Origin of the sequence: Acinetobacter sp. YH12106, assembly GCF_013418995.1 — a bacterium.
GTDB lineage: Bacteria > Pseudomonadota > Gammaproteobacteria > Pseudomonadales > Moraxellaceae > Acinetobacter > Acinetobacter pseudolwoffii.
Genome location: NZ_VPAV01000009.1, coordinates 39,019 through 56,582, shown reverse-complemented (window position 1 = coordinate 56,582; position 17,564 = coordinate 39,019). Strand labels below are relative to the sequence as shown.

Annotated in this window: 17 protein-coding genes; 4 read left to right on the top strand and 13 right to left on the bottom strand. The window is 43.4% G+C overall.

Annotation, left to right across the window (positions count from 1 at the left end; genetic code table 11):
* Nucleotides 1-28: 28 nt before the first annotated feature.
* The 4 genes from FTU45_RS09035 to FTU45_RS09020 form a co-directional block, all read right to left on the bottom strand.
* Nucleotides 29-367, bottom strand: a complete 339-nt coding sequence (locus FTU45_RS09035; RefSeq protein ID WP_005097798.1) for an FKBP-type peptidyl-prolyl cis-trans isomerase — start codon at nt 365-367, stop codon at nt 29-31.
* Between the two features lie 84 nt (nt 368-451).
* Entirely contained in the window at nt 452-1,075 is a 624-nt protein-coding gene (locus FTU45_RS09030; RefSeq protein ID WP_005097799.1) for an MgtC/SapB family protein, read from the bottom strand.
* A gap of 85 nt (nt 1,076-1,160) precedes the next feature.
* A complete protein-coding gene (locus FTU45_RS09025) occupies nt 1,161-1,691 on the bottom strand; it encodes a YaeQ family protein (protein ID WP_005097801.1) in 531 nt (176 codons plus the stop codon).
* Between the two features lie 101 nt (nt 1,692-1,792).
* Nucleotides 1,793-2,800: a GTP-binding protein gene (locus tag FTU45_RS09020; RefSeq protein ID WP_180076298.1), complete on the bottom strand. Its 1,008-nt coding sequence runs from the start codon at nt 2,798-2,800 to the stop codon at nt 1,793-1,795.
* A 390-nt stretch (nt 2,801-3,190) separates the two neighbouring features.
* Here FTU45_RS09020 and FTU45_RS09015 point away from each other — a divergent pair, with 390 nt between their 5' ends.
* Entirely contained in the window at nt 3,191-3,421 is a 231-nt protein-coding gene (locus FTU45_RS09015; RefSeq protein ID WP_005097806.1) for a hypothetical protein, read from the top strand.
* Nucleotides 3,422-3,769: 348 nt separating this feature from the next.
* Nucleotides 3,770-5,374, top strand: coding sequence for a bifunctional 3-(3-hydroxy-phenyl)propionate/3-hydroxycinnamic acid hydroxylase (locus FTU45_RS09010; protein WP_180076297.1), 1,605 nt, complete (start codon nt 3,770-3,772; stop codon nt 5,372-5,374).
* Between the two features lie 82 nt (nt 5,375-5,456).
* Here the strand turns inward: FTU45_RS09010 and FTU45_RS09005 are convergent, their stop codons facing one another.
* The 7 genes from FTU45_RS09005 to FTU45_RS08975 all read right to left on the bottom strand — a co-directional run bounded on the left by FTU45_RS09005 (nt 5,457) and on the right by FTU45_RS08975 (nt 11,730).
* On the bottom strand, nt 5,457-6,071 hold the full coding sequence (locus FTU45_RS09005) for a glutathione S-transferase family protein (protein ID WP_180076303.1): 615 nt from the start codon (nt 6,069-6,071) through the stop codon (nt 5,457-5,459).
* Between the two features lie 133 nt (nt 6,072-6,204).
* A complete protein-coding gene (locus FTU45_RS09000; RefSeq protein WP_180040576.1) occupies nt 6,205-7,098 on the bottom strand; it encodes a LysR substrate-binding domain-containing protein in 894 nt (297 codons plus the stop codon).
* Nucleotide 7,099: 1 nt separating this feature from the next.
* Nucleotides 7,100-8,299: an MFS transporter gene (locus FTU45_RS08995; RefSeq protein ID WP_180076296.1), complete on the bottom strand. Its 1,200-nt coding sequence runs from the start codon at nt 8,297-8,299 to the stop codon at nt 7,100-7,102.
* A gap of 31 nt (nt 8,300-8,330) precedes the next feature.
* On the bottom strand, nt 8,331-8,894 hold the full coding sequence (locus FTU45_RS08990) for a TetR/AcrR family transcriptional regulator (RefSeq protein WP_005169748.1): 564 nt from the start codon (nt 8,892-8,894) through the stop codon (nt 8,331-8,333).
* Nucleotides 8,895-9,391: 497 nt separating this feature from the next.
* The gene (locus FTU45_RS08985; protein ID WP_004280680.1) at nt 9,392-9,913 is read right to left on the bottom strand and encodes an acyl-CoA thioesterase; all 522 of its coding nucleotides are present in this window, start codon (nt 9,911-9,913) and stop codon (nt 9,392-9,394) included.
* 289 nt (nt 9,914-10,202) lie between these two features.
* Nucleotides 10,203-10,379 (bottom strand): hypothetical protein, encoded by a 177-nt coding sequence (locus FTU45_RS08980; RefSeq protein WP_167381266.1) that lies wholly within the window; start codon nt 10,377-10,379, stop codon nt 10,203-10,205.
* 346 nt (nt 10,380-10,725) lie between these two features.
* Nucleotides 10,726-11,730 (bottom strand): patatin-like phospholipase family protein, encoded by a 1,005-nt coding sequence (locus FTU45_RS08975; RefSeq protein WP_005169741.1) that lies wholly within the window; start codon nt 11,728-11,730, stop codon nt 10,726-10,728.
* A gap of 123 nt (nt 11,731-11,853) precedes the next feature.
* On the opposite strand from FTU45_RS08975, the gene chrA reads away from it, so the two are divergent.
* Nucleotides 11,854-13,062: a chromate efflux transporter gene (gene chrA, locus FTU45_RS08970; protein ID WP_180076295.1), complete on the top strand. Its 1,209-nt coding sequence runs from the start codon at nt 11,854-11,856 to the stop codon at nt 13,060-13,062.
* Between the two features lie 54 nt (nt 13,063-13,116).
* Here the strand turns inward: chrA and FTU45_RS08965 are convergent, their stop codons facing one another.
* Together FTU45_RS08965 and gltS are read right to left on the bottom strand one after the other, a co-directional pair.
* On the bottom strand, nt 13,117-14,592 hold the full coding sequence (locus FTU45_RS08965; protein ID WP_180076294.1) for a sodium:alanine symporter family protein: 1,476 nt from the start codon (nt 14,590-14,592) through the stop codon (nt 13,117-13,119).
* 45 nt (nt 14,593-14,637) lie between these two features.
* Nucleotides 14,638-15,876 (bottom strand): sodium/glutamate symporter, encoded by a 1,239-nt coding sequence (gene gltS, locus FTU45_RS08960; protein WP_100355594.1) that lies wholly within the window; start codon nt 15,874-15,876, stop codon nt 14,638-14,640.
* A 913-nt stretch (nt 15,877-16,789) separates the two neighbouring features.
* On the opposite strand from gltS, the gene FTU45_RS08955 reads away from it, so the two are divergent.
* Nucleotides 16,790-17,497: a nitroreductase gene (locus FTU45_RS08955; protein ID WP_005097826.1), complete on the top strand. Its 708-nt coding sequence runs from the start codon at nt 16,790-16,792 to the stop codon at nt 17,495-17,497.
* Nucleotides 17,498-17,564: the final 67 nt, after the last annotated feature.

The window sequence follows — 17,564 nt, the reverse complement described above, 5'->3', positions numbered from 1 at the left end:
GATACTGAATGAATCTTATTTCAATGAATTAATCACGTGTTTTTACATCAAACAGTTCAATTTCAAAAATCAGGTCTGAATTGGCTGGAATCACTTTGCCCATTTTACGTTCGCCATAGGCCAAATGTGCCGGCACCAGCAGTTTACGTTTACCGCCCACTTTCATGCCCAAAATGCCCTGATCCCAACCTTTGATCACACGGCCTGTTCCGATCACGGTTTCAAAATAATTACCGCGATCAATCGATGAATCAAACTTGGTTCCATCTTCTAGCCAGCCGGTATAGTGTGTGGTAATCAGCGCGCCTTTTACCGCCTCTTTCCCTTCGCCTACTTTTAAATCAATAATTTCAAGTTCGTTAATCATACTTATTTACCTGAGATTGGCATAAATTCAAAAACCAGTATAAACCGGATTGATTGATTTTTTTAGGCTTTAGTCCTTGATGGATTAAAAGCTGAGTTCCTGAATATTCTGATCATTGAGTAAATGCAGGGTGAGTTTTTGATGGTTTTTGGCCGATCCCATCAGCACCCATCTTCCGCTAATCTGCTGCTCAACCTTGCGCTGTGAAGAATGCATGACTTTTAGCTTATATTGTTTGAAAAGCGATTCATAATGGTTGAGCTCATGTTTCTCAAAAGGACAGACAATTTCGTAATTACGTTCCTGATTCAGCGACTCGATCCCGCGCTGTACATACATCAGTAGAACCAGTACCACCATGACCATTAAAGTGGCCCAGATACTCAGGATTTCATAACCCGCACCGGCTGCCATGCCCAGTGCTGCGGTCATCCAGATGGTGGTGGCCGTGGTAATTCCTGAAATACGGTTCTCATCTTTGAGAATGACCCCTGCCCCTAAAAAGCCTAGCCCCGTCAGGACATTGGCCGCCAGCCGGTCAGGATTTTCCACGCCTATTTTCAGGGAAATGATAGTAAACAGACAGGAGCTGAGACTGACCATGATCATGGTACGCAGTCCGGCAGATTTACTGTGATATTCACGTTCTGCACCAATAATGGCCCCGATCGCGACGGCCAGCAGTAAATCATAAAGTTCATGGTACATGACACAACCCTGAGTATTTTTATTCCTCAGGTATACGCAATTTAAGCGACAGGATACAAGTCCAGACGTGCATCCTTATGCGTCCTTATTGTAACTGTTCCCACTCGACCAGCACCTGCCCCTGATCGCCAATCAGAGTCCATTCACCATCCATCACATTGAGCTGTAACTGCATGGTGCGTGCACATAATTGTGGCAATGCATCGGTGGTTGTAGTCGATAATTTCCACACCTCCACATTCTTTAACGTCTTTAATTTGCTGCTGCGCTTATACCATTCATCTACCGCAGAACCATAGGTCACCACAGCCACTTGCTTACAACGCGCACTGGCTTTTTTGACTTTATCTTCATCCGGGCTACCGACTTCAATCCATTTCACCAATTGACCAGTGAGGTCTTTTTCCCACAAGGCCGGCTCATCGGTTTCAAACAGATCCTTGGTAAATTCCAGCGTTTCATCGGCATAACGCGCATACGCCAGAATACGCACCATCAGGCGTTCAATGGTTTCTGAAGGATGCAGCGCCATCGTCAACTGATAATCTGCATAACGGTGCGTATCCATATCTGCAATATTCAAATCAACCTTATAAATCGTCGCTTTTAACGCCATAACACAATCCTCAAATTTGGCGCCTAGCATATAAGATTTAGCAGTATTTTGCTGAACAGATTTAGGTCAATAACTCATTCAGTGCACTGGAAACAGTACTATTATTTTTCCGGATCAATACGGCATTGCATCAACGTGCTTTCAAACTCCAGCCAATCGCGTGACTGTTGATAAATCACTTCGATCCGGTTATCAATACCTGCCTCGACCGACTGATAATTAAACTGTTCCGGATTAAAATTAAAGCTTTTCCAGCCCTGATCGGTATTAAAAATTCCTTTGATTCTGAGCCAGTCTTTTTGTTCACACAGCAAGTCGAGCAAATCATAAAAATGAAATTGCCAGCGTTTTGGCAACTTCCAGCCCGCAACCTGATAGCCCTGCGCGCTTTCCACATAATGATAAGGCAGCTGCTGAATCAGCACGGGTACCTCTGGGGAAGGACTGATCTGTTGCTGTTTTAATAAAGGCTGGAGCTGACGTACAGAGCCTTGATAATCCTGTTTAATCTGCTCAATACTCAGCTGTCCCTGCTCTGTGCACAACCACTGCTGGGCATAGACTTGATATTCCGCCTGAAGCTGCGTAAGCGCAGCATGATCTTCGGCTGTCATTAAATCTGTATGTGAAATCACCACAATCTGCGCGGCCTTAAGCTGATCTGCATACAGATTTTGCTGTGACCAATCCTGATCATGCAAACGTGAACCATCGACCACCGTGACCAAAGCCTGCATGTTTAAATGACTGTGCCAATGCGGTTCCGTCAACTGTTCTAACAATTGTGCAGGATGTCCCAGCCCGGTCGGCTCGATAAACAGCCGATCCGGTTTCACTTCGGACAGTAAACGTGACAAGGCAATCTGCATCGGCAACTGACTACTACAACATAGGCAGCCACCCAGTAATTCCTTTACCGCATAGCCTGAATCTTGTGGCAATAACTGCTGGTCGACCCCGATCTGACCGAACTCATTCATCAGTACGGCCCAGATTTCCTGTTCAGGTTTCTGCTGTAATAAATGCTTAAGCAGTGTGGTTTTACCCGCCCCCAAAAATCCAGAAATGATATGGACAGGAATCGGCTGTGCTGCGGACAGAATTTTCAAAATCGGTTCTCAAGAGATTAAATAGACAAGATCATGCCCTGTATTATAGGGCACAGCATGGTTTTAGAGACATTTTCTTGCTCAATGGCGACTTGAAACTATCAGTTTATAAGTTAATAGAATTATCTCAAATAGAGAATCTTGATGTTTATTCATATTTAAAATTCAGCTTTTTTGAAACATTCATATACATTTTCATTAAATAGAACACTGCATAATTAACAGTAATTAAACAACTTTCTGCATTGTGTATATGCTGAGTTATTCACTCCGTGTCGCTTTTGTTAATTGATTTGCTCATCAAAATTTCAGTGCTTAGGATGAACTCCTGTCGAATTGATGTGATGGTCAGCTCGGCAAATTACATGACATAAATAAAGGATGCCAAAAATGAAATATGCACAAATCTTACTTGCAACAACGCTTACTGCTGCTGCAGCCACCAGCTTTGCCGCGACTGAAACAACAAACGCAAATACAAACACTGAAGAAAAAGTGATTGTCAGTACCCAGGAATTGCCTGAGTCAAATGCTCCGGTTGCTGGCGCAAATGCAGAACAACCAGCTGCATCTGAAGCTGCTGCAGAAAGCGCAACACCTGCACAACCTGCAGCACGTTAAGTGATTTAACGACGGGTTAAATGATCAAAGAAAATATCAGGGCAGTATTTCTCCAGTAGGCTTAGCCTGTACTGCCTCATATTGATCAATGCTGAATCATGCTTTGCGCGGGTTCAGCATTTTTGTTGACTAGATTTAAATGCCCATCATAGTTAAAACTGATCACAGGATTGAGAATGACTATTGAATTATTTTAAATTTATCATTTAAATTCAGTTATTTGCATAAGAAAAAGCCACTTAAGATTAATATTATTGATATAGCTCAACTACTATCGCCTAACTTGTTTACAACTCAGAACTGTCCCTTAATAGATTGAAATGCAAGTCGATTGAATGGACATTCACTATGAGCAATACCAATTACAGCACTGATGTAGCAATCCTCGGCGCTGGGCCTGTAGGCTTAACCATTGCCAACTATCTGAGCAAGCAAGGCGTGAGCGTCACGATGGTCGAGCAACTCGATAGTTTGATTGATTATCCACGTGCCATTGGGATCGATGATGAATCTTTGCGTACCATTCAATCCTTAGGTTTGGTCGATCAAGTCTTGCCCCATACCACGCCCAATCATGCCATGCGCTTTTTAACACCTAAGGGTCGCTGTTTTGCAGATATTCAACCTTTAACCCGTGAATTTGGATTTTCACGCCGTAATGCCTTTATTCAGCCACAAGTCGATCAGATTCTGCTTCAGAGCTTAAAACAATATGAAAATACGCAGGTACTGTTCTCACGTCAATTGACCCAGTTTAGTCAGGATGCCGAGGGTGTAACACTTAACCTGCAAAACGAACAAGGGAATACAGAAACAGTCCGTGCCCAGTACCTGATTGCCTGTGATGGCGGTAACTCTTATGTACGCCGTAATCTGGGCATTGCTTTTGAGGGTGAAACTGCACCAAATCAGTGGATCGTAATCGATCTTGAAAATGATCCGCTTGCGACACCGCATATTTACCTGTGTTGTGATCCGGTACGTCCTTATGTATCCGCCGCATTGCCCCATGGAATTCGCCGTTTTGAATTTATGGTCATGCCGGGTGAAACTCAGGAAGAACTCAGCAAACCGGAAAATATTGCCAAATTACTGGCCAAAGTGCTTCCAAGTACCGACGGCATCGAAGTGATCCGTCAACGTGTTTATACACATAATGCCCGTATTGCGGACAAATTCCGGGTAGACCGCATTTTACTGGCAGGTGATGCTGCGCACATTATGCCCGTCTGGCAAGGTCAGGGTTATAACAGCGGGATGCGGGATGCCTTTAACCTGGCCTGGAAAGTCGCACTGGTGGTTCAAGGCAAAACCGGCCCAGAACTTCTCGATTCTTATCAGGTTGAACGTAAAGACCATGCCAAAGCCATGATTGATCTTTCCGTGATGGCCGGTCATGTATTGGCACCACCAAAAAAGTGGCAAGGTTTTGTCCGTGACGGTATCGCCTATGCCCTGAACTATATCAAGCCGATCAAACAGTACCTGCTGGAAATGCGCTTTAAACCGATGCCGAAATATCATGATGGTGTGCTTTTGAGCAACGGCGCCAAAAATTCTCCAATTGGCAAGATGTTCATTCAGCCTCAAGTTCAGCTTGCATCAGGTGAAACAGTGTTACTGGATGAAGTGATTGGCAATGATTTTGCCATTATTGCCTGGGGTGTCGATCCAAAATGGGGCCTGAGTCCGGAGACGTTGCAACAGTGGAAATCGCTGGGCGTGAAATTCATTCAGGTAATTCCGGCGGTGCAATTGCAAAATAGCCAGCGCAAAGAGTATGAAGATGTCATCACCATTGGTGATATCGGCACAGACATCCGCTCGTGGTTTGGCAACACGTCTGATTCAGTGGTGATCTTGCGTCCTGACCGTTTCGTGGCTGCGCTGGCCATTCCTCAATCGATGGAAAGCACCAGCCAGCAACTGTTTAAAAAGCTTTACCTGAAATAATATTAGGATCACCTTTCACCACGCTTCGGCGTGGTTTTTTTTATTGTTTTTAGATATCCCGGACAATATATAGACCGAGGAGTTAGACTCGGTACTCTTGAAACCACTGGATATCTTTTAGGGAGTCGTGCTGTGCCATTTGTTGTAAAAAAGGTCTGAACTCGTCAAATGGCGGTAAAATTTTCGCAGAGATCGCAAAGACCAAACAATAGGCCACATATAAGTCTGCTGCGGAAAATTCTTCACCCAGCAAATAGGGATTGGCCTGGCTTATGCCCTGTTTCAGAAAATCAAATACTGCAGCTTCATTCCCGAAACTTAAACTTCTGCGGTTCTTTTCAATATTTTCTGGCGAGACCTGCAAATTTTTTAGATCGATATATTCGGTGAAGGGCCCATGACAGAAAAATATCCATTTTAAATATGCCCCACGCTTGGGTTCATCCAAAGCAGGTGCCAAGCCTTTATCAGAATATTTATCTGCCAGATAGATAAAAATGGCGGCCATTTCTGAAATGACAATCTCCTGATCGACCAGACAGGGAACTTTTCCCATCGGATTAATCTGTAAATATTCAGCTTGATGCATATATTCATAGGACACTTCCACCTGCTCAATCTGGTCTTCAATCTGCAATTCTTTCAATAAGGGCAACAGGGTCAGGCCCCGTGATTGCGGATTGTTATAGAGCTTCATCATATTGCTTTAACCATTTTTTATTTTTAGAGTTTCAGTATAAAACGGTTTTCTGTGTCAATTTACACAGATGTGCTACAGATCATTTCTGTCGCACAGCTTTTAAAATATAGGCAGACCAAAGATGCAAATCTTAAAAAAGATCGACACAAAACTTTTCTTTTAAGACTTTTAAAATCAGATCAATCACCACATGTTTTTGGTCTTTACGATAATTGGCATATAGCCCAATCATGGGCAAAGGTTCAAGGGTCTTTTTCACTACAATATTGTCGCCGAGTAATGGAATCACATAGGCTGGTACCAGACTCCAGCCCACGCCCATTCCGACCAGATTGACATTGAGCAGGATATTGGTGGAATGCTGCACCACATTGACCTTCAATTTGGACTGTTTAAAAAAGTCTTGAATAATTCGATGCAGTTGTGGTGAAGCCTGCTCATCACTAATGACAAAATCCTGATTTTCAAAGCTCTTAATACTGACATGTGGCAGGGTCACAACCGGAGAATCTTTCGGCACAATCAGGGTTAAAGGTTCATCAAAAATCCGGATCGAATCAAACTCGCTCGACTGTCCCGGATAGCGGGTAAAAGCAATATCGATCTGGCCTTTTCTTAAAGCACTAAACTGCTCAGCGTCGGTCAAACTATGAAATAGTGCTTTCAGTTCAGGAAAATGTGCGCGGATATTGGGCATGATATAGGGAAAGACTTTCATTTCCGCAACCGGTACAAATCCGATATTCAGCTGATCCTGATGTGCATTGGCAATCTGTCTGGCAGCGTGGATCGCACGTTCTGCATGTTCCAGACTGAGCAACGCTTCTTTTAAAAAAACCTGTCCGGCCTCGGTCAGGTTGACCTTACGGTTATTTCGCTCCAGTAACTGTACGCCTACCTCACGCTCCAGATCCTTGATTTGCTGACTTAAGGAAGGCTGTACAGTATTCAATTTTTCCGCAGCCCGGGTAAAATTCAGTTCCTCGGCCACAGTGACAAAATAACGTAAATGTCTTAATTCCATTTTATGCTTCCTGATTTTCCGGTGCGTGTGTTGGTCTTTTGGCCACATACTGACGATAAACCAATATCGTCACAATGACGAGTGCAGCACTCGACACATACATCGCTTCAAAGCCCCAATAGGCAATCAATAGGCCCATCACCACGGAACCTACCGCCAAACCCAGATCAAACAGGGTAAAGAAGGTTGAAATCGCATGTCCCATACGCTGCTTATCGACAGATTGAATTGCGAGTGTCTGCAGACATGGAAATAATGAACCATAACCGATCCCCACAAAGACTGCTGATAACCACAGCGTCCATTGATTGGATATCAGACTCACCATGACTAGGCCAATCGCAAAGAAAATAAAGGAAGGATAAATGACAGCACTTGGTCCCTTACGATCATAGATTTTCCCGACCCACGGCCGTACCAACAGCATCGAAGCCGCAAATACAATAAAAAATACGCTGGTATAAGCCAAAAGCTGCTTGCTTTCACTAAATGCCGTGATAAAACTCATGATGCCCGAATAAGCAAATGCCGTCAGCAACGCCACACAGCTTACCGCCAGGACTTTCACTTCCAATATATCTTGTAGACTCAATTTGGTTTTTCCTGTGCCGATCCGCCTTGATTTTGGCAGTTCGGTAATTTTCAGCATCCAGCAGAAAATCAGTCCCAGAGAAATAATAATAGCCAGAATCCCAAATAAGCTTTTAAAGCTGGTGAATTGAATGACGGTCAAGGCCAGCAATGGGCCAAATACCACCCCCAGATTGGTCGACATGACAAAATAGCCCATGCCCTCGCCTTTACGCTGTTCTGGAATAAATTCATTGGCCACCGGAACCGCCACCGTGGTCAAAATACTGAACCAAATGCCATGTAGAAATCGCACCAGCAACAGTGACCACAAGCTATCAATGAGCAAATAGCCAAAGGCAAACAGCGCAAAAATCACGCCTGCACCGCGCATCGAGATTTTCTTGCCCAGTTTTTCGATGATCATGCCGGAAAAAGGCCGAACTGCAATTGATGATGCCAGAAACAAGGTCAGTGCCAGACCCGCTTCTTTGACTGAGCCCCCCAAATCTTTCATGATGTAAATCGGCAAGATGGTCAGTAAGGCAAAATAATAAACAAACAGAAAAAAGTTATTGCATAAGCACAAGATAAATGAGCGATTCCATAAACGCTCGGGGCTGAGAGACATAAAAACCAACTTTAAGAAAAATAGACCAGGCTCAGGCTTGAATTACAACAGGATGCAGCACTAACCCAACCAGCGCCCGGATGTAATTTTCATCCGGCATACGATTGAAAAAAATAATCTGGTAATGGATCGGGCCGTACAAACTGTCCAGCATTAAATCAAAAGGATAATCCGCGCGAATCTCGCCACGCTCAATCGCTTGCTGAATCAGTTGATGAGTCTGCTGTCGACGCGGCAATAAATATTGCTGAAAGAATTCACCGGCCAGTTCACGATGATTGGCGATTACCACCAGTAAAGCCCGACCAATCGGATGGTTGAGCGCCTGAGACAACAAGCTTAGCTGTCGAATCAGATTACTTTTCAGGTCATTTGCAGGATCAGGCTCAAAGACTGAGACCGTATGCTGTTTGAAGGTATCTAGCACCAGCTCCGATTTATGCTTCCACCAGCGATAAATCGTAGATTTTCCCACCCCAGCTCGTGCTGCAACAGCCTCAATAGTCAGTTGATGATACTCTCCCTCTGCCAATGCATCGGCAACCGCCTGCAAGATACATTGCTGTCGTCGTGAGCTTTTTTCGTCATGATTCATAAAGTCTACTTATCTTCAAACACAATCGATACGATACGTATCGTTTTATATTAGAGCAAAAAACAATAAAGCTCCAGACATAAACTGAAATTAAGGCAAAAAAGACTCTCTTATAAAGTAATGCTGATCAGTTAAAGAATTTAAAAATAGACGCTTTAACTGCTTAGTCGTTCATGATGGAGTCTGAAGGTTTTAAATCAAATATTTTCAATATCATTTGTTACTTTGGTTTCATTCAAATGAGCAGCGGAACTTCGCAAGGAAGGCATCTTGCAGTCATATTCCTCACCGCAAAACTCGTCAGCCACCCTCGACTCGTCAATTTGTCATGGAGACCATCATTTTTTTAATCTTGCGGTGCAATACACCTCATGCCTCAAACAGTTGCGGATGACTTTTCCACCTATCACATATAATCCTCAATTTAAAAAAGAAAATGCCAGTCAATTGGTTAACTGACTGGCATTACTCTTATGAAGATGTTTTTAAATCACCGCTTAACTCTGTGCAGTCTTTTTATAAATACTGCATGAAGGATGATGATTCTCTTGCAAACGCGCGACTTTACGCTGTTCGGCTGCTTCAAAACGGCAACGTTTCCAGTCATTGTCCAGGTTCAAAGCCGGAATCTGTTTCGGTTTGCCATTTTCATCTACGGCCACCATAGTGAAATAACAGCTATTGGTATGGCGTACCGTTCTTTTTTGAATATTCTGCGCTTCTACACGAATCCCGATTTCCATCGAGGTGCGACCAACATGGTTGACACTGGCCAAGAAAGTTACCAGCTCACCCACATGAATTGGTTCCTTAAAGTTCACCTTGTCTACCGATAAGGTCACGACATAACTGCCCGAATAGCGACTCGCACATGCATACGCCACCTGATCCAGTAATTTCAGAATGGTTCCACCATGAACATTTCCTGAAAAATTTGCCATATCTGGCGTCATGAGAACTGACATCGTTAACTCTGACTGGTCATCTGACACTGCTGCAATTTGATCTAAAGGGGCCATCGTTTTCTTTGAACTCTTTGAATGACAAGGTTATCGCTTATTATTATAGCGTTTTTAACATGAATAAAATGTTCAATTCGGCAAATGAAGCATCATAATTATTGATATAGAAACTGCACTCATACAGAAAAAAATATATTTAACAGATCTCAAGGCTCAGCAAGAAGCTAAGTTCCAAACAAATAAACACTTATTGATCCAAAGCATCTGCTTACCCAGCTCAAGTTTTTTTCGGGCCGCTCTCATTTTGCAAAAAATAACTCAAGACGCTGGATAAATCATTACTGATTTAGCGCATGAGTGGTCTTAACATTTCCTGGGCGACATTTTCATAGCTGAGAATTTGCTGACCATCCAGTGTGGTAGTGACCGTGAAAGAACCATCCGGATGTGCAGCTGTCACTGTAAAAATATAGTGTTCAAATTGTGCCAACTTGACCTGATGTCCAATTTTAATCTGATTCATTGTCGTTACATCTATTCAGTAATATTTCAAAGCACATTCTGTCATGAACAATATTTAAATATTTGATCAACTTAAGTATAGGAATAATAATATTAAAATTGTGACTTAGAAAAGCAACACTCATTTCTAAAAATAATATAAATTATAATTCAATAATTTACAGGAAAAATAAAGTTTATCTCTCCTGAAAATTCTGGCCAATTCATATGCAGAAACAATGATTTAATCTTTTATAACGATCAGCCAGTGTTAAGATCAGGATCTGGAAAGCATAGGGATGCAATAGCTTTGCCTACCTGGTTCGATCTCATAAAAAATGAACAAAAAAATTTAACCGCAATATGCTTTAGGGCTGCTGCTGTTCCTGAGCCACAAAGAGCGGAATATGATGGCCGCGAGCATAATTATATTTTTGATAAGCGAGAGAAATATCCATCAGTTTTAACTGTGCAGCATCAATGCCGGCCTGCATGGTTAATTCTCTGCCACGTACATCAAAGATATGTCCTTTTTCCCGTAAATCGGGCTGGATCACCACATCGGCATGCTTTAATTCTTCTTGTGCCAAGTGTTGCTGCATAATATTAATATTCTGGTTAAACAGTCCCCAGACATTACTGGTTTCCGTATGAATAGGCTGTGCCAGAATATCAACCGCAATCACAATATCTGCTCCCAGCTCACGTGCCACATTCACCGGTACCGGGCTGACCAGCCCGCCATCGACATATTCTTTTTCTTCAATTATTGTTGGAATAAACATACTCGGAATCGACACTGAAGCACGTACTGCCTGTCCAGTATTGCCGTAATTAAAAACGACTTTCTTGCCTTCTTTTAGTGCTGTGGCCACCACAAACATCGGGATTTTCATGGCTTCTAGTGGAGTTTGATCGACTTGTAAATTGACATAGTCTTCTACTTTTTTGCCATCAAAAAAACCTTTTCGATCCAGCTTGATATCGCGTACATCGGTTGCTCGCATGCTCAAGGCAATATTGCGCAGCTCAATCGCCGGTTTACCACTGGCATAAATAGATCCGACGATGCTGCCCGCACTGGTTCCAACAATAAAATCCGGACGAATACCGGCCTGTTCCAGTACTTCGAGCGCACCGATATGTGCATAGCCACGTGCGCCACCACTGCCTAAAACGAGAGCAATGACCGGACGCTGTTCAGTTTGCTTGATCTTTTCAAAATCAATTTGATTCGGACGTGCCTGAGCTTCTCCACGTTGCGCAGCGGGTTGTAGATGATTGGTAGCCGACTGGACTGTCATCGGTGTGGTTTGACAACCACTCAGGCCGAATGCACCCAGTGCCACAATACTCAACACATATTTCTGCATGTAGAGAATGTCCTCATTAACTTAAAGCAGCATAGTGTATAAACACCTGCTTAAATAATCTGTAGAATTTCGTAAAATTGTCATACAGTTCGGGTAGTTTGTCTTCATTTTCCCCTTCATGCTATGTCAGTCATTTCACTGTACCGGATTTTTCTGATTTTCCTGCAACTGGGCTGTATTTCATTTGGCGGGCCAGCCGCACATCTGGTATTTTTTCACCGCAAATTTGTGATGCAACTACAATGGCTCAATGATACCCAATACAGTCAACTGGTGGCTTTGGCGCAGCTTTTACCGGGTCCGAGCAGTAGTCAGGTGGGTTTGTCTATCGGATATCTGCAACGTGGTTATCTAGGTGCATTGATGGCATGGCTGGGATTCACCCTGCCCTCGATCATACTCATGACTGGTGTCGCGCTACTGGGTCAACACTATGTTCATATTCTAAACTCAAATAGCTTTCATACCATTCAGCTCATTGTATTTTCTGTTATTGCCTGGGCATTCTGGCAGATGCTGCAAGGCTGCTGTAAAACGGCCTGGCAATATGCAGTCCTGCTGCTGTCTGTCATATTATTGACGGTAATTTCGGTGAGTTATAACCAGATTCTCGTCATCATCCTCGGCGCAATTTGTGGAATGTTGATGGGATATCCTTCCAGATTAAATCCGAACAAGCCCAAAGACAGTGACAGTACTGAAATCAGCTCGCCTTATCTGCAATCTGCTGCTGCACCCTACTGGCTGCTGGCATTTATCTTGCCATTTTTGCTGCTGCCCCTAGCGGATAAACTATCGAATGGGTCGGGCCTACAATTCCTGAGTGATTTTTATCAGACCGGTTCGCTGGTTTTTGGTGGTGGTCATGTGATTTTGCCCTTACTCCATCAGGATTTTGTCGCGACTGGCATAGTGAATGCGCAATCTTTTGATCTTGGCTATGCATTTGCCCAGCTCATGCCCGGGCCACTATTCAGTTTTGCTAGTTATATTGGCGCTGTGCTGCCGTGGACGCCCTATCTCTGGCTGAATGTACTTTTAGCGACCTGTGCAATCTTTTTACCCTCATTTTTTCTGATCTTTGCCACCTTACCCTACTGGTCATGGCTGCTGCAGCAACGGCGAATCCATCAGGCCGTGATGGGAATTAATGCAGCGGTAGTCGGTTTGTTACTGGCTTTGCTCCTGAATCTGTCACAACATTATTTTAACAGTATCTCCGACCTGTTGTTCGTTGCGGTGATGATTGCCCTGCTACGTTCAAAATTACCGGTCTGGTTCAGCCTGATTTTCGGCTTCGTGCTTTATCAAAGTTATTTAAATTTCTTCTAAATAAAACATTGGCACAAAAAAGCCCCGAATGATCGGGGCTTTTTATTTCAAGTCTTACCAGATATCTGATTTAACCTTGTCTTTAAATTTAGGATGGTTATCCAGTTTAAATTCAGGCTCTTTCACACCGCGCTTCAACTGACCGGTATAGTCTTTGAGTAGCATCAGCAGGAATGGCATCAGCAACAGGATCGCAATCAAGTTGATACTTGCCATCACACCCATGAACAGATCCGCCATATTCCAGATCAATGGCACGCTGGCGATGGAACCGAAATACACCATCACCAATACAAATAAACGGAAAATCAACATAACCCGGCTATTGTTATTGATGAACTGGACGTTTCCTTCGGCATAGGCATAGTTACCAATAATCGAAGAATAGGCAAACAGGAACAGAATCAAAGCCAGGAAGTCATCACCCCAGGCACCAATCTGGCTTTCGAGTGCCATCTGGGTCAAGGTCACGCCTTCAAAGCCTGCATTTTCATACAGACCCGAAACCAGAATAATAATCGCAGTACATGAACACACCACAAAAGTGTCTACAAATACCCCGAGCATTTGTACCAGACCCTGATTGACCGGATGCTTCACATCAGAGGCTGCGGCAGCGTTCGGTGCTGAACCCATCCCGGCTTCGTTAGAGAACAGACCGCGTTTGATCCCCATCATCATGGCCATAGAGATCATGGCACCAAAGAAACCACCCGCGGCAGCTTCAAACTCAAAGGCTTTACTGAAAATCAGCTGAAAAATGGAGGGCAAGACATCGTAGTTGATCACGGCAATATACAAGGCCACCGCCAGATAAAGCACGGCCATAAAAGGCACAAAGCTTTCAGCGACTTTCGCAATCCGTTTAATCCCGCCAAAAATAATCATAGCCGTGATTAGAACCAGGAACAGACCGACCCATGATATTTCCAGATTCAATCCACCTAAGGGCAGCAGCAGGTTCGCCTGATCCCAGCCCCAGGCATGCGAGGTTGCGCCGCTAATTGCATTGGCCTGAACCGCATTAAACACAAAGCCATAGGTCGTGATCAATGCAATTGCAAAGACAATCCCGAGCCATTTCTGTTTTAGCCCCTGAGTAATGTAATACGCGGGGCCACCACGGAATTGCTGGTTTTTATGATCGCGCACCTTAAACAATTGCGCCAATGAGGATTCCACCAAAGCAGAGCTCATACCTAGAAATGCAGTAACCCACATCCAGAACACCGCGCCCGGCCCGCCAATCGCAATGGCAATTGCCACACCCGCAACATTACCCACCCCGACCCGGCTTGCAAGACCAGTGACAAAGGCCTGAAACGGGGTAATCCCGTGTGTATCCTGAACCTTGCCACGGCTATTTTTCATGACTTTCATGCTGTGCCAGAACAAACGAATTTGTACTGCACCGGTCATGATCGTATAGAAAATACCGACTGCGACCAGAAACACCACTAGAAAGTCCCATAAAGGGCCATTCAGGGCATTAATCCAGCCAAGCAAGGTTTCATTTAACTGATCATTCATGTCACATCCTTATGAGCCTATGACTCATCGTATCAGGCATAAAAATTATGCAAAAAACTTCAAAATCATCTGAATAACAGTAGCATTGATTAAGTCAACGAAGAACGCCCCACATAATGGAACGATCAGGAAGGCCTTATGCGACGCACCATACATATTGGTAATCGCCTGCATATTGGCAACCGCTGTTGGAGTTGCACCCATACCGAAACCACAATGACCTGCTGCAAGTACCGCAGCATCATAGTTCTTGCCCATCAGGCGGAAAGTTACAAAACCGGCATACAAAGCCATGGTGATGGTCTGTGCACCCAGAATTACCATCAGTGGTCCTGCAAGGTCAGCCAATTGCCATAATTTCAATGATAACAATGCCATCGCCAAGTACAGCGACAATGAAGCATTACCGAACACATCAATGGCACGATCGAAAATCTGAACTTTGAAAATACCTTCCAGTACATTACGCAGGATGACACCACCCGCCAATGCCCACACGAATGTTGGCAGTTCAAATGCAGTACCTTTACTGAAACCCGTCATAAACTCTGCAAAAGCCAAACAGCCTGCAAATAGACCCAAAGTCGTGATTGCATTATCTGCGGTAATTAAACGCACCTGATGCGGATATTCAAATGGAATATATTCGGTCGAGTTGATATCCATTGGCGTGCTATCACGCTTTTCGATTTGTTGATCCGTACGTGCAATTGCGAGATTATGACGGTTAATCAGCAATTTTGCTAAAGGACCACCAATAATCCCACCGATAATCAGACCAAAAGTAGCACTGGCCATCCCCAGTGCAAGCGCCCCCTGAATGCCATGTTCAACCTCAAAAATCTCGCCCCATGCACCTGCAGTACCATGACCACCGGTTAAGGTAATTGAACCTGCAATCAGGCCAATCAATGGGTCAATACCGAGCAAGGTGGCCAGACTCATGCCGACTGCATTTTGCAAAATAATGAAAGCCGAAACAGCAAACAGGAAAATAACCAGACCGATCCCGCCTTCACGCAACTTGGAAAAGTTGGCACTCAGACCAATCGAAGCAAAGAAAATCAGCATAAAGCTGGTTTGTAATTCTGCACTGGTGGTGATGCTATATCCCCACAATGAATGCACCAGCAATGAGATGATCGCCGCAACCAAACCGCCCGCGACCGGCTCAGGAATATTGTAGCGCTTTAAAAAATCGATTTTATTAACCAGGAATCGGCCGAGTAACAAAACAATAACTGCGGCAATCAAGGTATAAAATGCGTTAAAAGTAAAATCCATAATTTTTTGCCCAAGATAATGTTGATTTTTTATCATTCTAAAAGTGATGCAGAGATACCGAGCTTTAGATCTCTCATCGATTTCGACCTAAAATATTCTGACCTCATCTAATGCTTTTAAAATAACAAAATGATCCACCATCTCTTTCAAACTTATGAATATCATCATCACGATCATATTCAACAAATGAGAGATTTATAAAAGCCAAAATACAGCTTTGATTTAAGCTCTATTGCTGTCAATGAATGGTATAAGCATACAAATTTAACAGAAGAGTCAGATCTATAAGACTGTGTTCTACTTCTCAAAAAACACCAAGGTTTAGTGAGCGCTTTTAACCTGACTAGCTTAATTCAAGCCACTTGGAATAGCGTTATTTAAAATAAATCTTGTGCATGCCGACCTTGAATTTTCCCAAAGCGCATGGATTAAGATGAAAAGCTGCATATTATGCTGTTTCTTTGTATAAAGTTTTATTGTTTTTTATTAAGAATAGTTAATCAATCTATAAAAAATAATTATTAGTCTAGGGTTTTTAGATGAGCGTCAAACTCTCTAGTTATCGAAAAAAAATATTAATCTCTTACTTAAAACTTTATCAAACCAAGAAATTTCAATGGAATTAACGTGCTTTTCTATCCCAATCCACTTCATCTGTGCAGGCAATTAGTATGTTCAAATGGTTCAAGCATCCGAGTTTTAAGCTAATTTTTAATTTCATCAAAGCTTTTTAACCAATGTCCTGACTATTTGACTGAGGCTATTTAAAACATCAAGCTAGATATCAATCTTTTGTTTCACTGATAAATACTTTTTCCATTCTGGCCCGCGATTTAATTTTTCTGTCCACCCTACTGTTTGTTTAGTTTATAGTCATTCAAAACTTCATATGGATATTCGATTGGACATCAAAATGGATCAAAAACTTGTTCATGCTGTAGATCAAACGATCACCTCTCGCCATTCGGTGCGCGCTTTTTTAAATACGCCGGTCAGTACAGACATCTTGAAACAGATTTTAACTGTGGCCAGCCGCGCACCTTCGGGCACCAATACCCAACCTTGGAAAGTCTATGTTGTGACAGGTAAAAAACGCGATGAACTGGTAGAACGCGTCTGTCAGGCCCAAATGCAAATCTATGCCAATCCCGAGCTGGCGGAACAATACCAAGAAACCTTTGCCTATTATCCTGAACAATGGCTCTCGCCGTTTATTGAACGTCGTCGTGAAAATGGTTGGGGCTTATATGGTTTGCTGAATATTCAAAAAGGCGAAAAAGAAAAAATGGCACGGCAGCAGCTGCGTAATTTTGAATTATTTGATGCACCGGTGGGACTGTTTTTTACCGTACATCGCTCTTTGGCCATTGGTTCGAAAATGGATATTTCGATGATGATCCAGAATGTCATGATTGCAGCAAAAGCCCGCGGTCTGGACACTTGCCCGCAGGCCGCCTGGAATCATTTCCATCCCATCGTACTCGATCTGGTCGGTGCACCTGAACATGAAGAACTGGTCTGTGGCATGGCCTTGGGCTATGCCGATCCAGAGCAGATCATTAACAGCTTTATTACGCCGCGTGTCCCGGTAGAAGAATTCGCTGTATTTATTGATGAGTGATTGAATCAAGGCTGAGTCTATCGACTTGGCCTTATTTTCAGATCTTTAGATTTTATCTGGCCAGAGC

Bases quoted from the DNA above. Each gene is read 5' to 3' on its own strand.
- FTU45_RS09035 (WP_005097798.1), bottom strand. From the start codon at position 367: ATGATTAACGAACTTGAAATTATTGATTTAAAAGTAGGCGAAGGGAAA.
- FTU45_RS09030 (WP_005097799.1), bottom strand. From the start codon at position 1,075: ATGTACCATGAACTTTATGATTTACTGCTGGCCGTCGCGATCGGGGCC.
- FTU45_RS09025 (WP_005097801.1), bottom strand. From the start codon at position 1,691: ATGGCGTTAAAAGCGACGATTTATAAGGTTGATTTGAATATTGCAGAT.
- FTU45_RS09015 (WP_005097806.1), top strand. From the start codon at position 3,191: ATGAAATATGCACAAATCTTACTTGCAACAACGCTTACTGCTGCTGCA.
- FTU45_RS09010 (WP_180076297.1), top strand. From the start codon at position 3,770: ATGAGCAATACCAATTACAGCACTGATGTAGCAATCCTCGGCGCTGGG.
- FTU45_RS09005 (WP_180076303.1), bottom strand. From the start codon at position 6,071: ATGAAGCTCTATAACAATCCGCAATCACGGGGCCTGACCCTGTTGCCC.
- FTU45_RS09000 (WP_180040576.1), bottom strand. From the start codon at position 7,098: ATGGAATTAAGACATTTACGTTATTTTGTCACTGTGGCCGAGGAACTG.
- FTU45_RS08995 (WP_180076296.1), bottom strand. From the start codon at position 8,299: ATGTCTCTCAGCCCCGAGCGTTTATGGAATCGCTCATTTATCTTGTGC.
- FTU45_RS08990 (WP_005169748.1), bottom strand. From the start codon at position 8,894: ATGAATCATGACGAAAAAAGCTCACGACGACAGCAATGTATCTTGCAG.
- FTU45_RS08985 (WP_004280680.1), bottom strand. From the start codon at position 9,913: ATGGCCCCTTTAGATCAAATTGCAGCAGTGTCAGATGACCAGTCAGAG.
- FTU45_RS08980 (WP_167381266.1), bottom strand. From the start codon at position 10,379: ATGAATCAGATTAAAATTGGACATCAGGTCAAGTTGGCACAATTTGAA.
- FTU45_RS08975 (WP_005169741.1), bottom strand. From the start codon at position 11,730: ATGCAGAAATATGTGTTGAGTATTGTGGCACTGGGTGCATTCGGCCTG.
- chrA (WP_180076295.1), top strand. From the start codon at position 11,854: ATGTCAGTCATTTCACTGTACCGGATTTTTCTGATTTTCCTGCAACTG.
- FTU45_RS08965 (WP_180076294.1), bottom strand. From the start codon at position 14,592: ATGAATGATCAGTTAAATGAAACCTTGCTTGGCTGGATTAATGCCCTG.
- gltS (WP_100355594.1), bottom strand. From the start codon at position 15,876: ATGGATTTTACTTTTAACGCATTTTATACCTTGATTGCCGCAGTTATT.
- FTU45_RS08955 (WP_005097826.1), top strand. From the start codon at position 16,790: ATGGATCAAAAACTTGTTCATGCTGTAGATCAAACGATCACCTCTCGC.